At 36.0% G+C, this 22,048-nt stretch carries 19 protein-coding genes and 1 pseudogene; 13 read left to right on the top strand and 7 right to left on the bottom strand.

The features are described from left to right. Positions 1 to 175 precede the first annotated feature (175 nt). Positions 176 to 1,312 (bottom strand): cysteine desulfurase family protein, encoded by a 1,137-nt coding sequence (locus tag OZD67_RS01675; protein WP_182183277.1) that lies wholly within the window; start codon positions 1,310 to 1,312, stop codon positions 176 to 178. 155 nt (positions 1,313 to 1,467) lie between these two features. Here OZD67_RS01675 and OZD67_RS01670 point away from each other — a divergent pair, with 155 nt between their 5' ends. Further along, a complete protein-coding gene (locus tag OZD67_RS01670; protein ID WP_182183275.1) occupies positions 1,468 to 2,166 on the top strand; it encodes an alpha/beta hydrolase in 699 nt (232 codons plus the stop codon). A gap of 238 nt (positions 2,167 to 2,404) precedes the next feature. Here OZD67_RS01670 and OZD67_RS01665 read toward each other — a convergent pair whose 3' ends face one another. After that, on the bottom strand, positions 2,405 to 3,079 hold the full coding sequence (locus OZD67_RS01665; RefSeq protein ID WP_182183272.1) for an ABC transporter ATP-binding protein: 675 nt from the start codon (positions 3,077 to 3,079) through the stop codon (positions 2,405 to 2,407). A 22-nt stretch (positions 3,080 to 3,101) separates the two neighbouring features. After that, the gene (locus OZD67_RS01660) at positions 3,102 to 3,563 is read right to left on the bottom strand and encodes a HesB/IscA family protein (protein WP_182183270.1); all 462 of its coding nucleotides are present in this window, start codon (positions 3,561 to 3,563) and stop codon (positions 3,102 to 3,104) included. Positions 3,564 to 3,610: 47 nt separating this feature from the next. On the opposite strand from OZD67_RS01660, the gene OZD67_RS01655 reads away from it, so the two are divergent. Both OZD67_RS01655 and ribD read left to right on the top strand, forming a co-directional pair. Then, positions 3,611 to 4,810: a deoxyguanosinetriphosphate triphosphohydrolase gene (locus tag OZD67_RS01655; protein ID WP_182183269.1), complete on the top strand. Its 1,200-nt coding sequence runs from the start codon at positions 3,611 to 3,613 to the stop codon at positions 4,808 to 4,810. Further along, entirely contained in the window at positions 4,810 to 6,051 is a 1,242-nt protein-coding gene (gene ribD, locus OZD67_RS01650; RefSeq protein WP_182183267.1) for a bifunctional diaminohydroxyphosphoribosylaminopyrimidine deaminase/5-amino-6-(5-phosphoribosylamino)uracil reductase RibD, read from the top strand. Before OZD67_RS01655 ends, ribD begins: the two co-directional genes overlap by 1 nt. Positions 6,052 to 6,114: 63 nt before the next feature. Here ribD and OZD67_RS01645 read toward each other — a convergent pair whose 3' ends face one another. After that, entirely contained in the window at positions 6,115 to 6,498 is a 384-nt protein-coding gene (locus OZD67_RS01645; protein WP_182183265.1) for a hypothetical protein, read from the bottom strand. 144 nt (positions 6,499 to 6,642) lie between these two features. On the opposite strand from OZD67_RS01645, the gene truB reads away from it, so the two are divergent. The 10 genes from truB (at position 6,643) to OZD67_RS01595 (ending at position 16,826) form a co-directional block, all read left to right on the top strand. Continuing rightward, on the top strand, positions 6,643 to 7,581 hold the full coding sequence (gene truB, locus OZD67_RS01640; RefSeq protein ID WP_182183263.1) for a tRNA pseudouridine(55) synthase TruB: 939 nt from the start codon (positions 6,643 to 6,645) through the stop codon (positions 7,579 to 7,581). A gap of 12 nt (positions 7,582 to 7,593) precedes the next feature. Further along, a complete protein-coding gene (rpsO, locus tag OZD67_RS01635; protein WP_006279944.1) occupies positions 7,594 to 7,866 on the top strand; it encodes a 30S ribosomal protein S15 in 273 nt (90 codons plus the stop codon). Positions 7,867 to 7,880: 14 nt separating this feature from the next. After that, positions 7,881 to 10,154, top strand: coding sequence for a polyribonucleotide nucleotidyltransferase (pnp, locus tag OZD67_RS01630; RefSeq protein ID WP_182183262.1), 2,274 nt, complete (start codon positions 7,881 to 7,883; stop codon positions 10,152 to 10,154). Positions 10,155 to 10,729: 575 nt separating this feature from the next. Then, positions 10,730 to 11,908 carry an aspartate aminotransferase family protein gene (locus OZD67_RS01625; protein ID WP_182183260.1) on the top strand — a complete coding sequence of 393 codons (1,179 nt, stop codon included), beginning with the start codon at positions 10,730 to 10,732 and terminating at the stop codon, positions 11,906 to 11,908. 88 nt (positions 11,909 to 11,996) lie between these two features. Beyond that, positions 11,997 to 13,280, top strand: coding sequence for an HlyC/CorC family transporter (locus OZD67_RS01620; protein WP_182183259.1), 1,284 nt, complete (start codon positions 11,997 to 11,999; stop codon positions 13,278 to 13,280). 13 nt (positions 13,281 to 13,293) lie between these two features. Further along, positions 13,294 to 13,560 carry a DUF2312 domain-containing protein gene (locus tag OZD67_RS01615; protein WP_182183257.1) on the top strand — a complete coding sequence of 89 codons (267 nt, stop codon included), beginning with the start codon at positions 13,294 to 13,296 and terminating at the stop codon, positions 13,558 to 13,560. After that, a complete protein-coding gene (locus tag OZD67_RS01610; protein ID WP_182183256.1) occupies positions 13,553 to 14,209 on the top strand; it encodes a UbiX family flavin prenyltransferase in 657 nt (218 codons plus the stop codon). The genes OZD67_RS01615 and OZD67_RS01610 overlap by 8 nt, the downstream gene beginning before the upstream one ends. Further along, the gene (folD, locus tag OZD67_RS01605) at positions 14,193 to 15,071 is read left to right on the top strand and encodes a bifunctional methylenetetrahydrofolate dehydrogenase/methenyltetrahydrofolate cyclohydrolase FolD (RefSeq protein ID WP_182183254.1); all 879 of its coding nucleotides are present in this window, start codon (positions 14,193 to 14,195) and stop codon (positions 15,069 to 15,071) included. Before OZD67_RS01610 ends, folD begins: the two co-directional genes overlap by 17 nt. A 298-nt stretch (positions 15,072 to 15,369) precedes the next feature. After that, positions 15,370 to 16,014: an alpha/beta hydrolase gene (locus OZD67_RS01600; protein WP_182184204.1), complete on the top strand. Its 645-nt coding sequence runs from the start codon at positions 15,370 to 15,372 to the stop codon at positions 16,012 to 16,014. Positions 16,015 to 16,019: 5 nt separating this feature from the next. Further along, positions 16,020 to 16,826, top strand: a complete 807-nt coding sequence (locus OZD67_RS01595; RefSeq protein ID WP_182183253.1) for an SDR family oxidoreductase — start codon at positions 16,020 to 16,022, stop codon at positions 16,824 to 16,826. Between the two features lie 9 nt (positions 16,827 to 16,835). Here the strand turns inward: OZD67_RS01595 and OZD67_RS01590 are convergent, their stop codons facing one another. The 3 genes and pseudogenes from OZD67_RS01590 to OZD67_RS06210 form a co-directional block, all read right to left on the bottom strand. Next, the gene (locus OZD67_RS01590) at positions 16,836 to 18,185 is read right to left on the bottom strand and encodes a hypothetical protein (protein WP_182183251.1); all 1,350 of its coding nucleotides are present in this window, start codon (positions 18,183 to 18,185) and stop codon (positions 16,836 to 16,838) included. Between the two features lie 105 nt (positions 18,186 to 18,290). Then, entirely contained in the window at positions 18,291 to 21,593 is a 3,303-nt protein-coding gene (gene carB, locus OZD67_RS01585; RefSeq protein ID WP_182183250.1) for a carbamoyl-phosphate synthase large subunit, read from the bottom strand. 148 nt (positions 21,594 to 21,741) lie between these two features. Further along, a pseudogene (locus OZD67_RS06210) lies at positions 21,742 to 22,048 on the bottom strand (IS3 family transposase); the annotation flags it as partial.

Below are 22,048 nucleotides of genomic sequence, written 5' to 3'. Positions count from 1 at the left end.
GCACATAGTGCAAAAAATTAAAAATAAGACGCCAACTACGTTGTTTTCTTGCTGTTTAATCTGCACAGATGAAGATAACTAAACACCCCCAGTACCATGATAAGGGGGCTGGCGAGGTTTGTCAAGTAAGTTTTTACATCTAATTTATAGCTCCCTGCATGATACCACGTATTATCTATACCAAGGTGTTCTTCTTGTAGATATTATACCAACAATTCACTATTTTTTTTATGTCTTGTGGTTTAGTTTCTGGACCTATACTGATTCTAATTGAACACTCTGCTTGCTCTTTTGTTGCCCCCATTGCAAGCAAAACATGGGAAGGCTCAACTTTTCCAGAAGAACATGCAGAACCATTACTAACTGCAATATGATTCAAGTCAAAATGCATGAGCTGCACATCACTCTTTACTCCTGGCATATAAATAAAACTTGTGTTTGGCAGCCTCTTAGAGTTTTTACCGAAGATTCTTATATCACTGGCAAGATTTAATAATTCACACTCTAATTGATCGCGTAGCTCCTTTACTTCATCCATTTTTGATAGAAGGTCTGGAATATTTTGCAGTGCAGCAGAAAGGCCTGCAATCGCAACAATATTTTCCGTACCACCACGAAATCCCTTCTCTTGTCCACCACCTATTATAATAGGTTCTATCGCAAGTTCTTTATTGAATATTAAAACTCCATTGCCTGCTACACCGCCAAATTTATGGGCGGATAAAGTGAGTAAATCCACTCCTAAATCTTCCATATTAACTTTAATTTTCCCAACACTTTGAGCAGTGTCAGTGTGGCAAACTGCTCCAAATTTGTGTGCTATTTCAGCTATTTCCTTAACAGGCTGAATAACTCCGGTTTCATTATTTGCCATCATAACTGAAACCATTGCTTTGTTTCCTTTAAGTTCGCTTAGAATTTTTTCTAGCTCTAAAAAGTCAACAATGCCCTCCAGATTAACGGGTATTATATATGGATTACATGCAGAATTAAGAATTGAAGGATGCTCTATAGCTGAAATTACATGCAGATAGCCTGCTATTCCTCTCATAACAAGGTTATTCGCTTCAGTCGCACCAGACGTAAAAACTATTTCTTTATCACTTGGAACACCAATAGCATCACGTATGTTATCTCTTGCATCCTGAAGAATCTTCCTCGCTTCTTGTCCTCTTTTATGTAGTGATGATGGATTGAGCGTTTGTTTTAATAAGACCTCAAATATACTTTTTTTTACATTTTCACTAATTGGAGCAGTTGCATTGTAATCAGCATATATGCAACCACTATTTTCTAAAGAGAATGGACTCATCTGTCACTTAAATAAGTTTACCATCAACTATAGCCATAACTATGTACGTTAGCTTTAACACGATAAAAAATTTATTGCAAAAACAGCGAAATTAATACATAATTAATAATTCATGTCATCAATACCTGTCAAGCAGGTTTTTGTTAGGAGTTACCATGGTAGAAGTTTTTTTGAATAATGCAACAAGAAAGATAGAAGGTGAATACCACCAAAGCAAAGATGCCAACGCGCCGGTTGTGCTGGTTTTACATCATCACCCTCAATATGGTGGTAATATGGGTAGTAAAATTGTACATAGTATATATACGTCTTTTATCGATAACAATTTTTCTGCATTGAAAATTAACTTTCGTGGTGTGGGAAAATCTACCGGAACTTTTGATAAGGGTATAGGAGAATTAACTGACGCTGCGGTAGCTATTGATTGGCTTCAGGAACATAATCCTAGCAACGTTCCAATTTGGATCGCTGGTTTTTCTTTTGGAGCATGGGTGGCTATGCAGCTAACAATGCGTCGCCCTGAGATAGTGGGTTTTATTGCTCTTTCTCTTCCGGTAACTAAGTACGATTTTTCTTTTCTTTCTCCCTGTCCAGTTTCTGGGCTTGTAATACAAAGCAGTAACGATACAATCTCAGAAGAAAGCGATGTAACAGAATTAGCAAAAAGGTTAATAAATTCAGTAAAAAGTGATCACATGAAATACCATATAATAGACGATACTAATCACTTTCTAAGGGATAAAGAAGAGGAAGTGACTCAAATCATAGATGGTTATATAAAACTGCGCTTAAACAGTGCAGCTATTTCTTCTCAAAAGGTCAAAAAAGAGGTAAGGGTAAAAGAATATGCCTAACCTTTACAAACAAGAGAAATGAGTGTAGTAATATAAATGAAAAGGTTTTGTTATGTTTAAAAAGCTATTATTTTTTGTTTTAGCTGTGTTTATGTTATCGGGGTGTTCCCTAAATAAACAGCGTAAGTTAAAAAGTCCGTGTATAAAAAGCAATGAGAGCGTTTCATGCGAGTTGTACTCTGTTAATGATCATTGGTTAGATAAGTATAAGGCATAGAAATTGTGCTATTTTTCCTATTCACAACTTCACTAATGATCGATCTCTCAATTGGAAAATGCAGTCTGCCTTTTCTGCAAGGAGATGATTGTGCGTTACTATAAGCATAGAGCTGTTATTTTCCTTTACGTATGAATGTAGCAGTAAAAACACGTTAAAAGAATTTGTTGGATCTAAATTTCCTGTTGGCTCATCTGCAAGTAAAAGCTTTGGAGAATTTATAATGCTTCTTGCAATTGCAATCCTCTGCCTTTCCCCACCCGAAACTTCAGATACCATGCTACTTGCTTTGTTTTCCAGACCAAATTTTCCCAACATTGCTTGCGAATTTTTTTTTGCTTCAGCTTTGCTTTTTCCTGCAATGAGTTGAGGAAGCATAATATTTTCCAACACCGATAACTCTTGTAACAAATAGTGAAATTGATAAACAAAACTAAGAAAATTTCTTCTTACATGGGTTTTATGCTTATTATTAGCTTGTGTGCAATTTATTCCATCTATCGTAACTATACCTGAAGTTGGCTTGTCTAATAAGCCTGCGATTTGCAATATAGTTGTTTTTCCTGCACCTGAATTGCCAATCAGCGCTACTACTTGCCCTCTTGTGACACTTAGGTTGATGTCTTTTACAACAGCAGAATTATCCTTGAAGCTTTTATCTACAGAAGTTAGTTCTAGAGCTACATTATCATCCATGTTTAAAAGACCCAGAAGGCATCTAAATTTTGGAAACCGAAAAACTGTTACCACAACCACATTGAGACTTAGCAAAGGCATTCTTTATTTGAAAACCAGAACCACTGAGATCCTCAGTATAATCTATAACTGAGTTATTTAAAAATTTTGCTGAACAATTATCAACCATTAATACAGGGTTTCCATTTTCATCATTAATTACTATATCTTTACCTTTTTCGCTAAAACTGGAGTGGCTTCTATAGTCCTCACTTTCTTCATAGTCATCATCTTCGTCTTCGTCATCAAACTCATCATCATCTTCATCATCCAAAGATAGATTTTTATTCGTTTGATCCATAAGAAAATTGTATTTGAAGCCAGAACATCCACCACCTGAAACTGCAACCCGCAAAACGGAACTCTTATCTCCTTCCTGCTCTGCAAGAGAGTGGATTTTTTTTAGTGCATTATCAGTTAAGTTGATGTTGTAATTTGTTGACATAGTAACCACCGTTTATTATTGATAATTTATTATAGTAGAAATTTTACATGTCAAACAATAATTTTCTATTAAATTATGCATGCTTTCCAAGCAAAACAAAAGGGAGATACTTCAAAGAGCCAGAAGATGAGAATCGCAGCTGCTTTCAGCGTGATAGAGATCGCATTGTTCACTCTAATGCGTTTAGGAAATTGGAGTACAAAACACAAGTTTTTATCAATTATGAGCACGACTACTATCGCACTCGGCTTACTCATAGCCTTGAAGTTGCACAAATTGCAAGGTCCATTGCGCGTAGACTTAGCTTAAATGAGGATATCACTGAATGCATAGCGCTCGCACATGATCTTGGTCATCCTCCATTTGGTCATGCAGGTGAAGATGCTCTAAAGAAATCAGTTCAAGATTTGAATCTTGATAATGAGAAGTATGAGTTTGATCATAATGTTCAAGCTATAAGGATTTTAACTTATCTTGAACAAAAACATGCTGATTTTGATGGTATGAATCTAAGTTGGGAGGTGATTGAAGGGGTTGCAAAACATAACGGTCCCTTGCTTGGTCAAAATGGGGAGTCTTCTACAAATAATCAGCTGTTATTAAAATATAATGAAAAATATGATCTAAAACTTGAGGAATTTTCAAGTATTGAAGCGCAAGTTGCTTCAATTGCCGATGATATTGCTTACAGTGTTCACGATCTTGATGATGCACTCAGAGCAAATTTAGTAACCATCGAAGATTTGCTGAATGTCCCTTTAATTGGAAAAATGTTTAAAGACTTAAGGAGCGGATATTCAGAATTGCCTCAGAGCAAACTCATACATGAATCACTGAGTGGAACTATAGGAACTATGATAAGTGATGTTGTTTCTCAGACTGAAAGAAATATTGAAGATCACAAAATAAAAAGCGTAGAAGACGTAAGAAGTCTAAATAAAATGCTAGTCACATTTTCACCAGAAGTTGCGAATGCTACAAAAGAAATGAAAAGATTCAACATGGAGAAAATATACAGAAGCTATAAACTGAGTAGAACGATGAACAAAGCAAAACGCATAATACAGGAACTTTTTCAATGTTTTTATGAAAACCCAGGATTACTTCCCACAGAGTGGAGCAAACTCGCTTGTAAATCTCAGCGTTCAGTAATAATATGTGACTATATCTCAGGTATGACAGATAGATTTGCCATACACGAGCACAGAAGAATTTTTGATACCTCCTATGAAATGACTTCTTTCTAATGACAGATGATCACTTCATGTCAATTGCATTAAAGCTTGCAGAAAAAAGTCTTGGAAATGTTGCACCAAATCCTGCTGTTGGGTGTGTTATTGTAAAGGATGGTACAATTATTAGTGAGGGATATACAGGGATCGGTGGACGTCCGCATGCAGAGGTAATCGCTTTGCAAAACACTAAAGATTCAACTCATGGTGCAACTATATATATCACTCTTGAGCCATGTTGTCATCACGGAGTCACAGGGCCTTGCACTGCAAAAATCATAAAAGCTGGCGTAAAAAGGGTAGTAATTGCAACTATTGACCCAGATAGTAGAGTTTCAGGTGGAGGCATTAAAGCTCTGAAAGAAGCAGGAATTGAAGTTGAGCAAGGTATTATGCAAAAAGAGGCAGAAGAACTGAATGTCGGTTTTTTAACCACTAAAGAATTACATAGACCATTTATAGCTTGCAAAATCGCAACAACTCTTGACGGAAAAATCGCAACATTTACAGGCGATAGCAAATGGATAACAAGTGAGGATACAAGAAATTGGGTGCATGAGCTTAGAGCAAAATATGATGCAATTATGATTGGCAGCAATACCCTCATTAATGACGATCCACTTTTAACTTGCAGATTACCAGGCCTTGAAAATAGATCGCCAATAAGGCTAATTATTGATAGCCAGGAAAAATTGCAGGAAGAGCATAATATTGCAAAGACTGCAGATAAAGTAATAACTTGGGTAATCACAAATAAGGAAGTAGAGAGAAAAATAAAAAACATTAATTATTTGATAGTCAATTCAAATCACAAACCTCCTGTTATTCCAGATGTCACCCCAACACACTCTCCTGTCATTCCAACGCCTTCTCCTGTCATCCCAGTGCCCAGAAACTGGGATCCAGAAAACTTCAAGCAATTGCATAATGAAAACTGGTCACGCGCTGGAATGACATCGGAACCTGATGTTATCGGCAAAGTCTGCCTAAAAGACATGGCATCAAAACTTGTTTCAGAAGTTGGTATAACAAGGTTATTAGTTGAAGGTGGAGGAGTGTTAATCACAGAACTATTAAAGTGTAATTTAATCGACAGGTTGATAATATGCCGCAGTGGTAAAATTCTAGGTAATGATGCCACTCCTTTTGTAGGAGATTTAGGGATTCAATCCATCAATGAATGTTATCGGTTCAAAAAAGCAGAGATAATAGAGTTTAGTGAGGATGTAGTTGAGGTATGGAATAGATTACCTTAACCTTTACATATTCAAATCAAAGGAAAAAGAAAGAGGTAGAAAATCTACCTCCTATACAATTTGTTATGCTGTTTTTTCTTGGAACTTATCTGTAAATATTTGCATAACTTCAGGTTCTTGTATCATAGTTTTAAGTACTTCTTTATCAATTGTACCGTCAGGTCCTTTATCGCCAACTGGTCCTTTTTCACCAATTGCATTCATTTGCTGATATGAAACATAAGCTGCTGCAGCAGAATATATAGCTGCAATAAATAGAACTGCAATTCCAGCAGGGCTAGCAACAAGTGCTAAAGATGCAGGGCCAGCAATTACTTTAGTAGCAATTAATATTGCTGTTATTGCTCCCGCTAAAGATGCAACTGCAACTAAACCTTCAATACTCATTTTTGTTATATGTGCAGTGTTTTCCCACTTCCATATAGTTTGATCTTTATCTGTAGTCATAATAGTCCCCTTATAATAAGGCTAATAAAAAGATTAAGTGTGTGTTAATAGATGCATGTTAGTCAAGCTATTTTTTACATTATTATTTAAAGTATATATTTCAAGCTGCTTTCTAAACTGTCACCAATTGTATATAATTAACATATGAAACATGGTTGGCTGAATCTTGATAAACCAATAGGAATTAGTTCTGCACAAGCTGTAACTCAAGTTAAAAAGATCTTTGGAATTGAGAAAGCTGGTCATCTGGGAACACTTGATCCTTTAGCTTCAGGTGTGTTGCCAATTGCTCTTGGCGAGGCAACAAAAACTATACCGTATTTATCTTGTGACTTAAAGGCATACGATTTTACAATAAAATGGGGCGAACAAAGAACAACGGATGATTTGGGTGGTGATATCATTAGAACTAGCGATATAAAACCCGAATATAATCAAATAAATTGTGCAATTAAAAATTTTGTTGGTGAGATCAAGCAGACTCCTCCTCAATTTTCAGCAATAAAAATCAAAGGAGCAAGGGCGTATAAATTAGCAAGAAGTGAGCAAAAGGTAAATATAAAACCCCGACAAGTCAAAATACATGAACTGAAATTAATATCTGTGGACACCATAAATAATAGTGCAGATTTTTCTATGATGTGCGGTAGTGGTGTGTATGTGAGGTCAATTGCCCGGGATCTTGGCATTGCACTGAATTGCTTTGGACATGTTACAAAATTAAGAAGAACCATGGTAGGTGATTTTAGAGAAAACGAATCGGTGACAATTGGACAGCTCGCTGAAAGAAACACAATAACTTACTCTCCGATAACAAAAGGTGATACTGGAGTAATAGAAGGTACAGGGAGTAATGTAAAAAGTTTCATCATTCCCATTGAATCGGCTTTAAGATCGATGTTCAAAGTTGAAATTTCCCCAGAAGATGCGGGGAAAATCAGAAAAGGTCAGGAAATTGTATTAAATAACTTGCGTAATTTAAAGAATTATGATATTTGTTATACGATAGTGGGTAGTGTACCTATTGCAATCTGCAGTTTTATTTATGGTTGTGTGAAACCTATTCGTGTTTTTAATATTTAAAATGAGGTTTAGATGTCGATAACATCCGAAAAGAAAAAGAGTTTGATAAATATATATGCAATTAAAGAAGATGATACAGGTTCATCTTTTGTACAATGTGCAATTTTGACTGAGAGGATCAGCAACTTAACTGAGCATTTTAAAGTGCACAAGCATGACCATCACTCTAAGCGTGGTTTACTTATATTGATAGGTAGAAGACGCAAGCACTTAAATTATATAAAGCGTAAATTTGGTAATGAGGCCTACCAGGAATTAATAGAGAAGTTAGGCATTAGAAAATAATCGAGGAATTTAGTATGTTTAAAATTATAAAAAAATCTATAGAGTGGGGTGGTCGTGCCTTATCTTTAGAAACAGGAAAAATAGCACGCCAAGCTCATGGTTCAGTAGTTGTAAATTACGGTGATACTTCTGTTTTAGTAACTGTTGTAAGTAAAAAGAAGGAAGAAAGCGTTGATTTCCTACCTTTAAATGTACAGTTTATCGCAAAAAGCTATGCCATGGGTAAGATCCCTGGCGGCTTTTTTAAGAGAGAAGGCAAGCCATCTGATAGAGAAACTTTAATTTCAAGAGTAATAGATAGAAGTATAAGACCACTATTTCCAGAAGGATTTAATGATGAAGTTAGTGTGGTGTGTAATCTATTAACTTATGATACAGTCAATCCTCCTGAAGTGCCAGCATTGATTGGTGCTGTTGCAGCTCTTGCGATTTCTGGTGCTCCTTTTCACTTTACTATAGCTGGAGTGATAGTTGGTTGTGATGAAAATAATAACTATATACTCAACCCTTCTGTTCAAGAGATGAAAGCAAGCAGCTTGGATCTGTTTTTGTCTGGTGATGAAAATTCGATTTTAATGGTTGAGTCAGAAGTGAAAGAGCTCTCTGAAGAAAATGTTCTTAATGCAATAAAATTTGGCCATGAACACCTTAAACCTGTCATTAAGCTCATAAAAGAGTTTGCTGATACAGTTGGCAATAAGCCTGAGAGCTTTACTCCTGTTGATACATCAGATATAACACAAGAGCTCGAAAAATACGGTAAGGATTTTGAAAAAGCATATTCGCAAACAGTAAAACAAGAGCGAGTTCAAGCTCTAGAAGCGATCAGAGAGAATATATTGAATACTCTTAAAGAGACTGGAAAAGATGAAAAGTTAATTATGTATGCAGTAAAAAACTTTGAAAGATCTTTAGTACGTAAAATAATTAGGAAGAAAGGTATAAGGATAGACGGTCGTAAGCATGATGAGATACGTCAGATAGAAGTTGAAATTGATGTTCTGTCCAGAACTCACGGTTCTGCACTATTTACAAGAGGCAATACTCAGGCGCTGGTTGTTACTGCTCTTGGCACTACTCAAGATGAGCAAATTGTGGATGATATTGAAGGGGGTAGACGTGAGCATTTCATGTTGCATTATAACTTTCCCTCATTTGCTGTTGGAGAAACTTCTGCTGCACGTGCACCAGGAAGAAGAGAAATCGGTCATGGCAAACTTGCTTGGAAAGCAATTCATCCTGTTTTACCTGATAAATCTGAATTCCCTTATACAATAAGAGCAGTATCTGAAATTATGGAATCTGATGGTTCTTCTTCTATGGCAACAGTTTGTGGAACTTCTCTTGCTTTAATGGATACGGGTGTGCCAATAAAGGCCCCTGTTGCTGGAATTGCTATGGGTCTCATTCAAGATAAAGACGAGTATGTAATACTTTCCGATATATTGGGTGATGAAGATTATCTTGGTGATATGGACTTTAAAGTAGCAGGAACTAGTGAAGGGGTTACGGCGTTACAAATGGACATGAAAATTTCTGGTATAAGCTTTGAGATTGTTGAAAAATCTTTAGAACAGGCAAAAGCTGGAAGATTACATATTTTAGAAAAAATGAATGCAGTGATTTCAGAACACAGTGATGACGTCAAAGACCATGCACCAAGGATGTTATCATTTTACATAGATAAAGACAAAATTTCTGCAGCTATTGGTGCTAAAGGAAAAAATATACGTAGTGTGTGTGAAAGAAGTAATGCAAAAATTGAAATAGGAGATGATGGTAAAGTTTCTGTTTTTGCCACGAGTGGCACTGAAGCTGAAATTGCAAAGAGTATGATGATTGATTCAATCACAGAACTAGAACAAGGTTCTATAGTTGATGTCAAAGTTGTAAAAATAGAGAAGTCTATTGTAGAGCTTGAATTTCTTAATGGCAGAAAAGGAAAAATGCACATAAGTGAAGTAGCTAATGAACACATAGATTCTATAGAGAGCATACTTAAACAAGGTGATACTTTCAAAGCACTAGTAATTGACTTCGAAAAAGGTGGATGTCCAAAGTTGTCAAGACGTCGAGTTGATCAAGAGACGGGAGAGTTTTTTGAAGGTGAGCTTTACAACGAGGAAAGGAAAGATAGGCCAAATGACAGGGATAATTATTACAATAATTCATTTAATAGGAAACCTGGAGGAAGTCACCATAAGAGGCCTTCTCGTCCTCGTTCTGGTTTCAGCAACAGAAATAGGCCGAAATTTGGTAATAATGATTCATCATCAGGCTTTTATTAAGAGTAAACTTCTTGCGTTACCTCTTGTCATCCAAGTAGCTTGACTACTTGGACCAGAGGCTTTTTCAAATTGGTAGATAATAGAAATGATTTGTGTTAATTAGCTAAAGATCTTAGGTTTGCCAACATTCCGCTACGTGTTAGCGGCTGAGATACCGTACACAACTATACGAACGTTGTAGTTTGGGCCACCAGTGGGCAGTGCCCAGACACTGGTTCTATGCAACTTAATTAAAAACGTTTGTTTTAGCGTAAGACAACTACCTTTAGCTCATCTGCTCAGTTATAAGCAAAATTTCTGGTTCCAGACTGGAATGACACCATTTGCTGTCTTCAAAAATGAATGTTCGTACAATTGTGGGCGGTATGACATAGGGAAACCTTTCTTGGGTTAGCTATACAATGCTAATAAGTGGCGAATAGTTGGTAAAACTAAGTCACTTTAGCTAGAGAATGACAGAAAGGGTTTGCATTAGCCAAATTTTTAGTTGAGGTAGCATAAGAGGTTAAAGGAAAAGCTTTGTGTTAATGGATTCATTTCAGGTATAATACAGATAATACCACAATACTTATAAAATGGATCATGTTGTTAATGCGTATAATAGACTTGACACTTCTATAGTCAGGGGAGAAGGGGCATATCTTTTTGATAAAGATGGTAAAAAATATTTAGATTTTGCTGCAGGTATTTCTACAACTTCTTTAGGGCATTGTCATCCATACATTACAGACAAACTGAAAGAGCAATTGAGCTCACTATGGCACTGCTCTAACATTTTCACTATTCCCGAGCAAGAAAGGCTTGCTGAACGTTTAACAACCCTTACTTTTGCAGATAAAGTTTTTTTCTGCTCAAGTGGGCTTGAAGCAACAGAAGCTGCAATCAAGTTTATTCGCCGTTACTTTTATTCAAAAGGGCAAGCAAAACGTAATCGTATTATTACAATTGAAGGAGGGTTTCATGGACGCAGTATTGCTGCAATTTCTGCTGGAGGCAGTGAAAAATCACGCGAAGGTTTTGCTCCGCTTCTTTCTGGTTTCGATAAAGTGCCAAGAAATGACATTAAAGCATTAGAAGAAAAAATCAATAATGAAACAGCTGCTGTGTTTCTAGAGCCCATACAAAGCGAAGGTGGGGTATATCCACTAGACGTAGAATATCTTCAAAAAGTAAGGAAAATAACAAAAGCTCAAGGGATAATTTTGTGCTTTGATGAAGTGCAATGCGGATATGGACGCATCGGTTCTTTATTTTATTATCAAAATGTCGGCATTGAACCTGATATGCTAACTTGTGCAAAAGCTATGGGTAACGGTTTTCCTCTAGCTGCATGTTTAGTAAAAGATTACATAGCAGAAGCAATCACTCCAGGAACTCATGGATCAACCTATGGTGGCAATCCACTTGCCATGACTGTTGGTAATGCGGTACTCGATATAATGCTAAAAGAAGGCTTTTTTGATCATGTTAAAAGAGTTAGTAAATATTTAAAAGAAAAGCTGTTGCCTTTAGCTAAAGAATTTCCTGAGATGATTTCAGAAGTTCGTGGAGAAGGGTTACTAATGGGAATAGAACTAGCAACTCCTGTAGCTGATAAAGTTATTAGTCGATCTCTTGATAAAGGTTTAATAATAACTAGGGTTTCAAACAACAAAGTAGTAAGGATAACCCCATCACTTATCATTGAGGATGAGCATGTGAATGCGGCGTGTAATATGCTTTATGATTTATTTTTTAAGATTAAAGATATATAAAATTCGGCAATATAAGTTCAGGCTTGCAAAGGCCTTTCATAATATGTAAAATTAATTTTGTTTTTTATCACAGTAACATTATACTTTAATGGATTGGTTATTGGTCTTAGTATCATCAGTAATTTTTATTTTGTTAATTTTATCGTTTTTGTTCTCAGGAGCAGAAATAGGCTTAACCTCAATTAGCCGTTCTCGAGTTAATAAGCTAAAATTAGACGGTAACAAAAAAGCCAGGATAATAGACCGCTTATTAAATAGGAAAGAATTAACAATAGGAACGGTATTGCTCGGCAATACAATTATTAATATTACTTGCTCTGCTTTATTTACAGCAATATTTATCAATCTTTTTGGAAATGAGGGCATTCTCCTATCAACAATTATAATGACATTTTGTATTTTATTATTCTGCGAAGTTCTGCCAAAAACTTATGCTATTCAAAATCCTGAAAAATTTGCATCATTTTCTGCTTATTTTGTATTGTTTTTTGTAAAGATTTTTTCTCCATTGACGCTAGGTATTCAATTTATTGTTAACCTCATCCTGAAATTATGTGGGCTGCATAAAGATAAGGAAGTAATATCTGCAGCGGATGCAATGCGTAATATGATTACCCTTCACCGCAGTGAAGGAACTATGTTACAACAGGATTTAGATATGCTAAGCAGCATATTTGATTTGGCTGAGACAGAGATATCACAAATTATGACCCATAGAAGAAATTTATTTTCTCTTGATATAAATCGAAGTAAAGAAGAGTTAATAAGGGAAATTTTAACTAGCAGTCATAGTAGGATACCTTTATGGCAAAAAGAACCAGATGATATTATCGGTGTAATTCACGTGAAGGGTCTAATAAATGCCTTGCATGAAAAGAATAATAAAGCGGAAGAAGTTGACATTACCCAAGTTATGTCAAAACCTTGGTTCATACCGGAAAGTACGCCGCTTAGTGTACAACTTCACAATTTCCGTAAGAATAGGAAACACTTTGCACTTGTTGTTGATGAATATGGAGCATTGCAAGGAATTGTAACTCTTGAAGATATACTGGAAGAAATAGTTGGAGAAATTTCGGATGAACATGATTTGATCACGGAGAATTTCATAAAGAAAATATCTGACAATATGTATCACATAGAAGGAAAATCTACTATTAGGGACGTTAACAGGCAGTTACACTGGGATCTCCCTGATGAAGAAGCTACAACTCTAGCAGGTATGATTGTGAATGAAATAGAGCGCATTCCTGACGAAGGCGAGGAGTTTTCCATGTATGGTTTTCGCTTTAAGATTTTAAAAAAAGATAAAAATATTATTACTGTTGTTGAAGTGCAAGTAAAAACTGGTAATACTAGTAGCAGCAATTAATTAGTGGAGTTTCATGGAAGATACAGTAAAAATAACGGCTGAAGAGTTGAAGGGTTACATAGAGAGAATCGAAAAACTTGAACAAGAAAAGAGGGATGTGCAAGATCACATTCGTGATGTATATGCAAAAGCCGCAGATGAAGGTTGGGATATAAAAGTGATGAAACAAATTATTAGGCTGAGGAAGATGGATGATGATGACAGAGAGGAACAGGAAATATTGCTTGATACCTATAAACGTGCATTGGGAATGAACTACGAAGAAGAGTTAAGTGAATAGCAGAATTGTAATTGGAATAAGTGGAGCATCTGGTTCTATTTACGGTGTACGCATCTTAGAAGCGTTAAGAAATATTAATAGATCTCTTATCCAAGTAGCTGACACTGGGATCCAGGGAAAAAGAAATATAGATTCCAGCGTCACGCGCTGCAAATTTGGTTATGAAACTCATTTAGTGATCAGTCGTGCTGGAAAAATAACTCTAGCTCATGAGATTAAAGAAAAACTTGAAGATATTACATCACTTGCAGATTTTTATTATTCTGAAGAAAAAATAGGAGAAAAAATAGCAAGTGGCTCATTTAAAACCTTAGGAATGATTGTAGCACCATGCTCTATGAAGACAATGTCTGAAATTGCATCAGGTGTTACTTCCAATCTATTGACAAGGGCTGCAGATGTAGCGCTAAAAGAAAGAAGAAAATTAATTCTTATGGTGCGAGAGTCACCATTACATCTTGGGCATTTACAAAATATGTTAAAATTAACGGAGATGGGAGCAATAATTGCTCCACCAGTGCCTGCTTTCTATATTAAACCAAAATCGTTGGATGATATTATTAATCATTCTGTTGGCAAAGTATTGGATTTATTTGATATCAAATTACCTGACTTTAAGGAGTGGCAAGGAAGTGACAATTATTATTGATGGTAAAAAAATAGCAAACGACCTATGTGAGAGGCTATCACAAAAAATTGATATTTTAAAGAGAGAGTATAACATTTTTCCTTGCCTGAAAGTAATTCTCGCGGGCAGCAATCCAGCAAGTCAGGTTTATGTTCGCAACAAACAGAAAAAAGCAGAATCAATAGGCATAAGTTCTGAGACCATTGTTTTGCCTAATAATATTTCAGAAGATGAATTGATTGAAAAAATCAATGAGTTAAATGAAGATCGATCTGTGCATGGCATTTTAGTACAGTTGCCTTTACCAAATCATATTAATGCAAGCAGAGTAATTAACGCAGTAAGTATTGAAAAAGATGTAGATGGCTTCCACGATGAAAACGTTGGTAGATTAGTGAAAGGTGAAAAAAACTGCCTTATACCTTGCACTCCTAAAGGTTCTTTGCATTTAATTAAATCAATTGAAGAGAACCTTTCCGGTAAAAACGCAGTGGTGATTGGTAGGTCAAATATCGTGGGCAAGCCAATGTTTCACCTATTGCTGCAGGAAAACTGCACTGCTACCATCTTGCACTCACAGAGTCAAGATTTAGCTGAATATTGCTCTAAAGCGGATATAGTAGTTGCAGCAGTCGGAAAGCCAAATTTTGTTCAAGCAGACTGGATAAAGAAAGGGGCAATAGTGATCGATGTTGGCATAAATAGTGTTAATGTAGGAGAGCTTGTAGGTGATGTTGACTTTGAGGGAATAAAAGGGAAAGCCAAAGCTATTACCCCAGTACCCGGAGGCGTTGGCCCAATGACAATTGCATTTCTAATGATGAACACTGTCATTGCTGCTTGCTTGCAGAAGGGAGTTGATGCTTCTAATTTCATTAGTTGAGGTATGAAGAGGAAAGCTATATGAAGATAGAATGTGCCACATCTCACAATTAATAAAAAATTGAGATTTTTGAGATTCCTCAGTAGTCAAGTTTATTAAATATTTAGGATCATCATCATTCTACCTTATCCAAAGCCATTTTATACCTTTTTATCCCTTCTGGGGTAACCTTTTTTCAGTTAGCTATAGGTATAAAATAATGGAATATGTCTCTCCATCATTCAACAGCAATCACAGTATGTTTTTACAAATTTGAAAATTAGTGTTAAATAAAAATATAAATGCAAAAGGAAAAGAAATGATTGAACTTAAAGGCCAAGAAATTTGTGCAGGCGGAAATAAGAAAAATTTGATTATTTTTTTACATGGTTGGGGCTCAAGTGGCGATAATTTCATTCACCTTGCTAAAGTTATGAGCAAGTTTTTACCCGAGTCATATTTTGTAGCACCCAATGCTCCGTTTGAAAGAGAAATAGGTGATGGTTATCAGTGGTTCAGCTTGGAAGATCGTAGTGAGGAAGCGCTATATAATGGAGTAAAAAATGCTACATCAATTGTAAATCATTTCATTGATACAAAATTAAAGGAGCTTAATTTAAAAGATACGCAACTTTCTTTAGTTGGATTTTCTCAAGGAGCAATGCTTGCAATACATACAGCTCTCACCCGCTCTCAATCATGTGCATCAGTTGTTGCATACTCTGGTAGGTTTCTTTCACCTTCAAAAACTGCACCAGAGATCAAGTCAAAACCTAACATATGTGTTGTCCATGGTGATGCTGACGATGTGGTACCTTTTTCGTCTCTTGACTTAGCGGTTAAAGCTCTGAAAGAAAATGGGGTAAATGTTGAAGGGCACCCAATTCATGGATTAGGGCATATTATTAATGAAGAGGTGATAAAATTAGGAGTAGAATTTATCAAGAAGAATTTTAAAAATTAATTTTCATGCACTTGTTTTGCTTTGGTTATGGATATGTGGCTAAATTTTTATCGAAAAAACTGCTGAACTTAGGTTGGAAAGTCAGTGGCACATCAAGAAGTAAAAATATACAAAATGTAATCCTCTTTAATTATGAGAAAGTTAGTCAAGATCTGCTTAAAAGCGCAACGCACGTTTTAATTTCTATTCCTCCAGATGGTGATGATGTTATGGAGAGATATGGTGATTGCCTGCAAAATGTTAAATGGTTTGGTTATTTGTCTGCAACTAGCGTTTATGGTGATTACTCTGGTAATTGGGTGAATGAGGAATCTGAAACAAAACCTATAGAAATCAGAGGGAAAAAGCGCCTTAGATCTGAAAAGAAGTGGCTGAATAGCAAACTGCCTGTACATATTTTTCGTTTAGCTGGAATATACGGTCCTGGTAGGAACGTGTTAATTGACTTGCAGCTTGGCAAAGCAAAAAATGTGAAAAAAGAAGGGCATTTTTTTTCTCGTATTCACGTTGAAGATATATCGAACATTCTATTTTCTTCCATGCAAAGCATAAAACCTGGTGAAATATACAATTGTGCAGATGATTCACCCACTACACAATCTGAAGTGATAATGTATGCAGCCAAACTTCTCAATGTTAGTCCTCCAGAGCCAATTGAGTTACCAGATTATGCACAGAGTTTTTATTTAGGATCAAAAAAAGTAAGTAATGTTAAAATTAAAAAAGATCTTAATGTCTCTCTAATTTATCCTAACTACAAGGTGGGATTAAAGAGTTTGCACGTAAAAAAAACTGAAATCACATTAGAATGATAGATAGGCCTATTGTTTAGTTCTGTAATTGTGTCCGCTCAGACTAATGTTCTCTAGGTGAGATCGTGGAGTATTCGTTGCAGTATTTGGCTGTTCAATTACGCTAGTTGGTATAATACTTCTATTTCTTTCAAAATTTCCATCTCGTACAGCTTCCAGAACGCTTTTTCCTCCTAAAAGACAGTTTTCTCCTAAATTTTTCCCCTTATCTTCATCTTCTAACTCGTTAAGTCTTGCTTCACTCTCCTTATCAATCTTTACTTCTATTTCATTACTATTTTTCTTAGGATTTAGATGAATACTGATTTTTCCTGCTTCACTATCAAAAGATAATATTACACCTTGCTTAAGAACATCCAGATAATTTCTTTTTCCGTTGTAGCTTTCAATTCTTACTATACTTTTCCCAATTTGCAGTATACCAACTCTTAAGTTTAAACTTTTATTCTTTTCATTGCTTAGGATTTTTGCAACTTTAACAGTACTATCTTGTGGATATTTTATACAAAAGCACTCATTATCTATCTCTACTTTTAATTCTAATTTGTCCTTTTGAGCTTGCTCATTTTTGTTTACAATACTTTCATATGCTACATTTTTTAGATCGTTTTCAATTTTCTTACATTCCGCAAAGAGATCATTGACATAATCAAAATCAGAAGTTACATGTCCTAGCTCACCACCATCGAAAAGACCTCTTTCTACTTTCCCACCTTTTAACAATAAATCCCTAATGGTGCTTCTTATAATGTCTAAATTACCATCTTCCAGTACTTCATTCGTGTTGTCATCATCTTGATCTTCATTGCCATAGGAAACATCCTGGCCTCTCAGTGCATGTGCTTTACTGCTAGGGCATAGGCCTTCATTATTGATAACATCTATTATTTCTTCAAACATCAAATTTGTTACAGTTCTATAACGATCACCATAACATGAATTTAGTCTTATCCCTTTCCCTAAATATTTATTTGTTATGTCTCGAACAAGCCTTAAAGCACTCCCTTTGTTATTTTCTTCTTCCACCTTTTTCATCTCCTTACAAAATTCATCAATCAGCTTCTCTTCATTTTCAGTTAATGGTGTTTCTAGATCCATTAAAAGTGAGCCACCTTCCGGAAAATAAGAATAATCTGAACTACAGCTCGAATTTGAGTCCCAATCACTTGGTTCAGTAAGGCGTCTATCAGCGGAACTATCATCTGAATCATGATCACTAGAGTTCTGTAGTTGATTATCACTTTCGTGTTCATCTGTTTTGTTTGACAAATCACTGCGAGAGAACTCCATCGGATCTTTTATATTACTTCCAAAACTTTGTTGATCTATTGTTTGTTGCTTTTTTATCCCATCAGTCATGTTATATAACCATTAATTCTTTGACAAATACTATAATACATAGGCAAGTCAGTAAAGAAATTTGACTTACATTCCTCTACCACGATTTCGAGATAGAGGAATGAATTATTTTAGTTTTGATATTAAAACGTTTTGTATCTGCTGTAATGATTTCACTTCCAATTTGCTATTCTTTACATATTGAATTGCAAGCGCTAACGCTTTACTCCCAGAAGCTGTGGTGCTATAAGCTATATTTTGCAAAATAGCAGTTCTGCGAATATCTTTGCTATCTGAGACTGAATTTACACCTTTTGAGGTATTGATCACTAGATTTATTTTTCCATCTTTGAGCATATCAACTATGTGGGGTCTGCCTTCTCTCACTTTATTTACAGCTTTTGCAGCAATGCCGTTATTGTTCAGATACGAAGCTGTGCCTTTGGTGGCATATATTTCAAAACTCAGTTCTTTCAACATTCGTGCAACAGGCAATATATACTCTTTATCATCATCTTTTACTGAAACCAGAGCTGTTCCTTCTGTTGGTAACTTGTATCCTGCAGCCATGTGCACTTTTGCAAGTGCAGCTTCGAAAGATGAGTCAATTCCCATCACTTCTCCTGTTGATTTCATTTCAGGACCAAGTAAAGTATCAACTCCTGCAAAGCGGGTAAATGGAAAAACAGCAGCTTTAACTGCAAAATGATTGAAAGGCTTGTTTTCCTGATTCAAAATTTTACCCAAAATAACCTGAGTGGCAAGCTTTGCAATAGGAATATTGATTACCTTGGAAATAAAAGGAACGGTTCGACTAGCTCGTAAATTTACTTCAAGTATGTATACATCACTCTCTTGAACAGCAAACTGAATGTTTATCAGACCTTTCACTTCTAGTGCAAGAGCTATTCTTTCAGTTTGGAGCTCGATCTCTTTTATTACTTCGTCACTCAATGTATTTGTCGGTATTGAGCATGTTGAATCGCCAGAGTGGATACCAGCTTCTTCAATATGCTCCATGACCGCTGCAATGAAAACTTTTTCCCCATCACACACAGCATCAACGTCAACCTCGACTGCATTGACTAAAAATTTATCAAGAAGAAGCGATCCGTGTTCAAAAATTTTGGTTTGATTCAAGACATACTCTTTAAAGCTCTGAGTATCATGTCTAATTGACATAGACTGACCGCCGAGGACATATGATGGCCTGACTACTAGTGGAAACCCCACCTTTTCTGCGTTGGTTAACGCTTCTTCTACTGAATGGCAGATAGAACTTTCAGGTTGTTTTAAATTAAGTTGCAAAGCAAGGTTTTTAAACCTCATGCGATCTTCTGCAAGGTCAATAGAATCAAACGAAGTTCCCAGAATTTTGAAACCTCTCTCGTTAAGCATTTTGGCTAACTTTAAAGGTGTTTGACCACCTATTTGAACTATTACACCAACCAGTGTGCCATTTTCTTGCTCTTTGCTTAGTATTTCAAGCACATCCTCTGCAATCAGTGGGGCAAAATATAAACGATCAGCGGTATCATAATCAGTTGAAACGGTTTCTGGATTACAGTTAATCATTATTGTTTCATACCCCATTTCTTTGGCAGCAGAAGCTGCATGTACGCATGCATAATCAAACTCAATACCTTGACCAATGCGATTTGGACCACTTCCTAAAATGACAACCTTTTCTCGGTCAGAAACATCTGCTTCGCACTCCATTCCCTCTGTCATCCGAGTAGCTGACACTGGGATACATTCTTCCTTATCTCTGGTCACGCGCTGGAATGACATCATTGTGTTACCCTCATAACAGCCATACATATAAGCAGTGCTCGATTCAAATTCAGCTGCACAGGTGTCTACACGCTTATAAACTTGTTTAATGCCAAATTTTTTTCTTATTTCTTCAATTTGCTCTACTTTCTTATTGCTTAATTTTGCCAATCTTGCATCTGAAAACCCCATTTTTTTCAGCTCTAACATTTCATATGCAGTCTCAGGAAGGCCGTTTTCCTTGATTTTTTGTTCAGCTAATATAATTTGCTGTATATTCTGCAAAAACCATAAGTCATATCCTGTAATCGAATTTATTTCTTCTATGCTTATTCCATGACGCATTGCGTCAGCAGCAATCAGTAATCTGTTTGGCAGCAATTTTGCTAATTGAGATTTAACATCTGTGTCTTCAGAAAACACTTCATCAAGCCCTGTAAGACCAGTTTCAAGTGAACGGAAAGCTTTCTGTAGTGACTCATTAAAAGTGCGGCCTATAGACATCACTTCCCCCACTGATTTCATGGAAGTTGATAGTTCACAATTCGTCCCCTTAAACTTCTCAAATTCAAAACGAGGAATTTTAGTGACGATATAATCAATCACTGGTTCAAATGCAGCAGGTATAACTGGAGCGCAATCATTACGTATCTCATCGAGTGAATAGCCGATAGCAAGTTTAGTTACAACTTTTGCAATAGGATAACCTGTTGCTTTTGAAGCAAGTGCAGAAGAGCGAGAAACCCTTGGATTCATTTCAATCACAACGAGGCTTCCATCTTCTTTAGGATTCACTGCAAACTGCACATTTGCACCACCGGCGCTAACATCAATTTCTCTCAGCACTGCTATAGATGCATTTCTCATCTGTTGGTATTCTACATCACGCAGAGTCAAAGCAGGAGCAACCGTGATACTATCCCCAGTGTGTACTCCCATTGGATCAATATTTTCTATCGAACAGACTATTATGCAGTTATCTTTACAATCACGGATAACTTCCATTTCATATTCTTTCCAGCCGATAATTGATTCATCTATCTGAACTTCATTTATTGGCGAAATTTTGAGAGCACTTTCTGCAATATTGAAAAACTCCTCTTTATTGTATGCTATGCCGCTACCTGCACCACCAAGGGTGAATGACGAGCGGATGATTGCTGGTAATCCAATATAATCCAAAGCCTTTCTTATTTGTTCTTGATTTTTTATAATGATACTTTTGGGGTATTTTAGCCCTATTTTATCCATGGACTGACGGAATAACTCTCTATCCTCTGCTTTTTTTATTGCTTCTCTATTTACCCCTACTAATTCTACATTGTATTTGTCTAACACTCCATCATCTGCAAGTTTTATTGCACAATTAAGTGCTGTTTGCCCGCCCATTGTTGGTAATATTGCGTCTGGCCTCTCCTTAATTATAATTTTCTCTATGATTTCAGGCAGCACCGGCTCAATATACGTCGCATCAGAAAATTCAGGATCTGTCATTATAGTTGCAGGATTGGAGTTAACCAAAATGACTTTATAACCTTCACTTTTTAATACTTTACAGCTTTGTGTTCCGGAATAATCAAACTCGCATGCCTGACCTATAACTATTGGGCCTGCTCCTATTACTAATATAGATTCTATATCTGTGCGTTTTGGCATAATTACAATAACGATTTCTGTTCAAATAATGTTACCAATCTTTCCTGTATATGTGAATTTTTATTAAACCTATTAGCAACTACTTTTAGGCTTAACGACTATTATGACCTTACCCAGAAAAAGTAGAGAGGAAGTTAAGACGTTTTTGTCATGAAAATGATGCATCAAATTGTTCAGGGATGCAATAGTTAATAGTAGAATGACGTCGTTGTTTATTATAAAAAATTTCAATGTATTCAAATATGGCAGTTCTAGATTGTTGAGCAGAGTGTTGTGAAGGATCAATAAGTAGCTCTCTTTTGAGTGAGCTGAAAAAGCTTTCTGCAGGTGAGTTATCATAACAACAACCCTTATGACTCATGCTAGAGATAATATTTTTTTCTATTTAATAAGAATTGGTACTTTTTAGAAGTATATTGTGACCCTTGATCACTATGAAACAGTAGATCTTTGGC

The organism is Wolbachia endosymbiont of Drosophila nikananu (genome assembly GCF_028981865.1).
GTDB lineage: Bacteria > Pseudomonadota > Alphaproteobacteria > Rickettsiales > Anaplasmataceae > Wolbachia > Wolbachia pipientis_B.
The sequence above is the reverse complement of the archived record's forward strand: the minus strand, read 5'-3'. Positions and strand labels throughout refer to the sequence as shown.

What these genes read in the sequence shown, in the direction of transcription:
- OZD67_RS01675 (WP_182183277.1), bottom strand. Translation starts at nt 1,312, where the DNA reads ATGAGTCCATTCTCTTTAGAAAATAGTGGTTGCATATATGCTGATTAC.
- OZD67_RS01625 (WP_182183260.1), top strand. Translation starts at nt 10,730, where the DNA reads ATGGATCATGTTGTTAATGCGTATAATAGACTTGACACTTCTATAGTC.
- OZD67_RS01590 (WP_182183251.1), bottom strand. Translation starts at nt 18,185, where the DNA reads ATGACTGATGGGATAAAAAAGCAACAAACAATAGATCAACAAAGTTTT.
- ribD (WP_182183267.1), top strand. Translation starts at nt 4,810, where the DNA reads ATGACAGATGATCACTTCATGTCAATTGCATTAAAGCTTGCAGAAAAA.
- OZD67_RS01615 (WP_182183257.1), top strand. Translation starts at nt 13,294, where the DNA reads ATGGAAGATACAGTAAAAATAACGGCTGAAGAGTTGAAGGGTTACATA.
- OZD67_RS01595 (WP_182183253.1), top strand. Translation starts at nt 16,020, where the DNA reads ATGCACTTGTTTTGCTTTGGTTATGGATATGTGGCTAAATTTTTATCG.
- pnp (WP_182183262.1), top strand. Translation starts at nt 7,881, where the DNA reads ATGTTTAAAATTATAAAAAAATCTATAGAGTGGGGTGGTCGTGCCTTA.
- carB (WP_182183250.1), bottom strand. Translation starts at nt 21,593, where the DNA reads ATGCCAAAACGCACAGATATAGAATCTATATTAGTAATAGGAGCAGGC.
- OZD67_RS01660 (WP_182183270.1), bottom strand. Translation starts at nt 3,563, where the DNA reads ATGTCAACAAATTACAACATCAACTTAACTGATAATGCACTAAAAAAA.
- OZD67_RS01665 (WP_182183272.1), bottom strand. Translation starts at nt 3,079, where the DNA reads ATGGATGATAATGTAGCTCTAGAACTAACTTCTGTAGATAAAAGCTTC.
- rpsO (WP_006279944.1), top strand. Translation starts at nt 7,594, where the DNA reads ATGTCGATAACATCCGAAAAGAAAAAGAGTTTGATAAATATATATGCA.
- OZD67_RS01670 (WP_182183275.1), top strand. Translation starts at nt 1,468, where the DNA reads ATGGTAGAAGTTTTTTTGAATAATGCAACAAGAAAGATAGAAGGTGAA.
- OZD67_RS01655 (WP_182183269.1), top strand. Translation starts at nt 3,611, where the DNA reads ATGTCAAACAATAATTTTCTATTAAATTATGCATGCTTTCCAAGCAAA.
- OZD67_RS01600 (WP_182184204.1), top strand. Translation starts at nt 15,370, where the DNA reads ATGATTGAACTTAAAGGCCAAGAAATTTGTGCAGGCGGAAATAAGAAA.
- OZD67_RS01645 (WP_182183265.1), bottom strand. Translation starts at nt 6,498, where the DNA reads ATGACTACAGATAAAGATCAAACTATATGGAAGTGGGAAAACACTGCA.
- OZD67_RS01620 (WP_182183259.1), top strand. Translation starts at nt 11,997, where the DNA reads ATGGATTGGTTATTGGTCTTAGTATCATCAGTAATTTTTATTTTGTTA.
- truB (WP_182183263.1), top strand. Translation starts at nt 6,643, where the DNA reads ATGAAACATGGTTGGCTGAATCTTGATAAACCAATAGGAATTAGTTCT.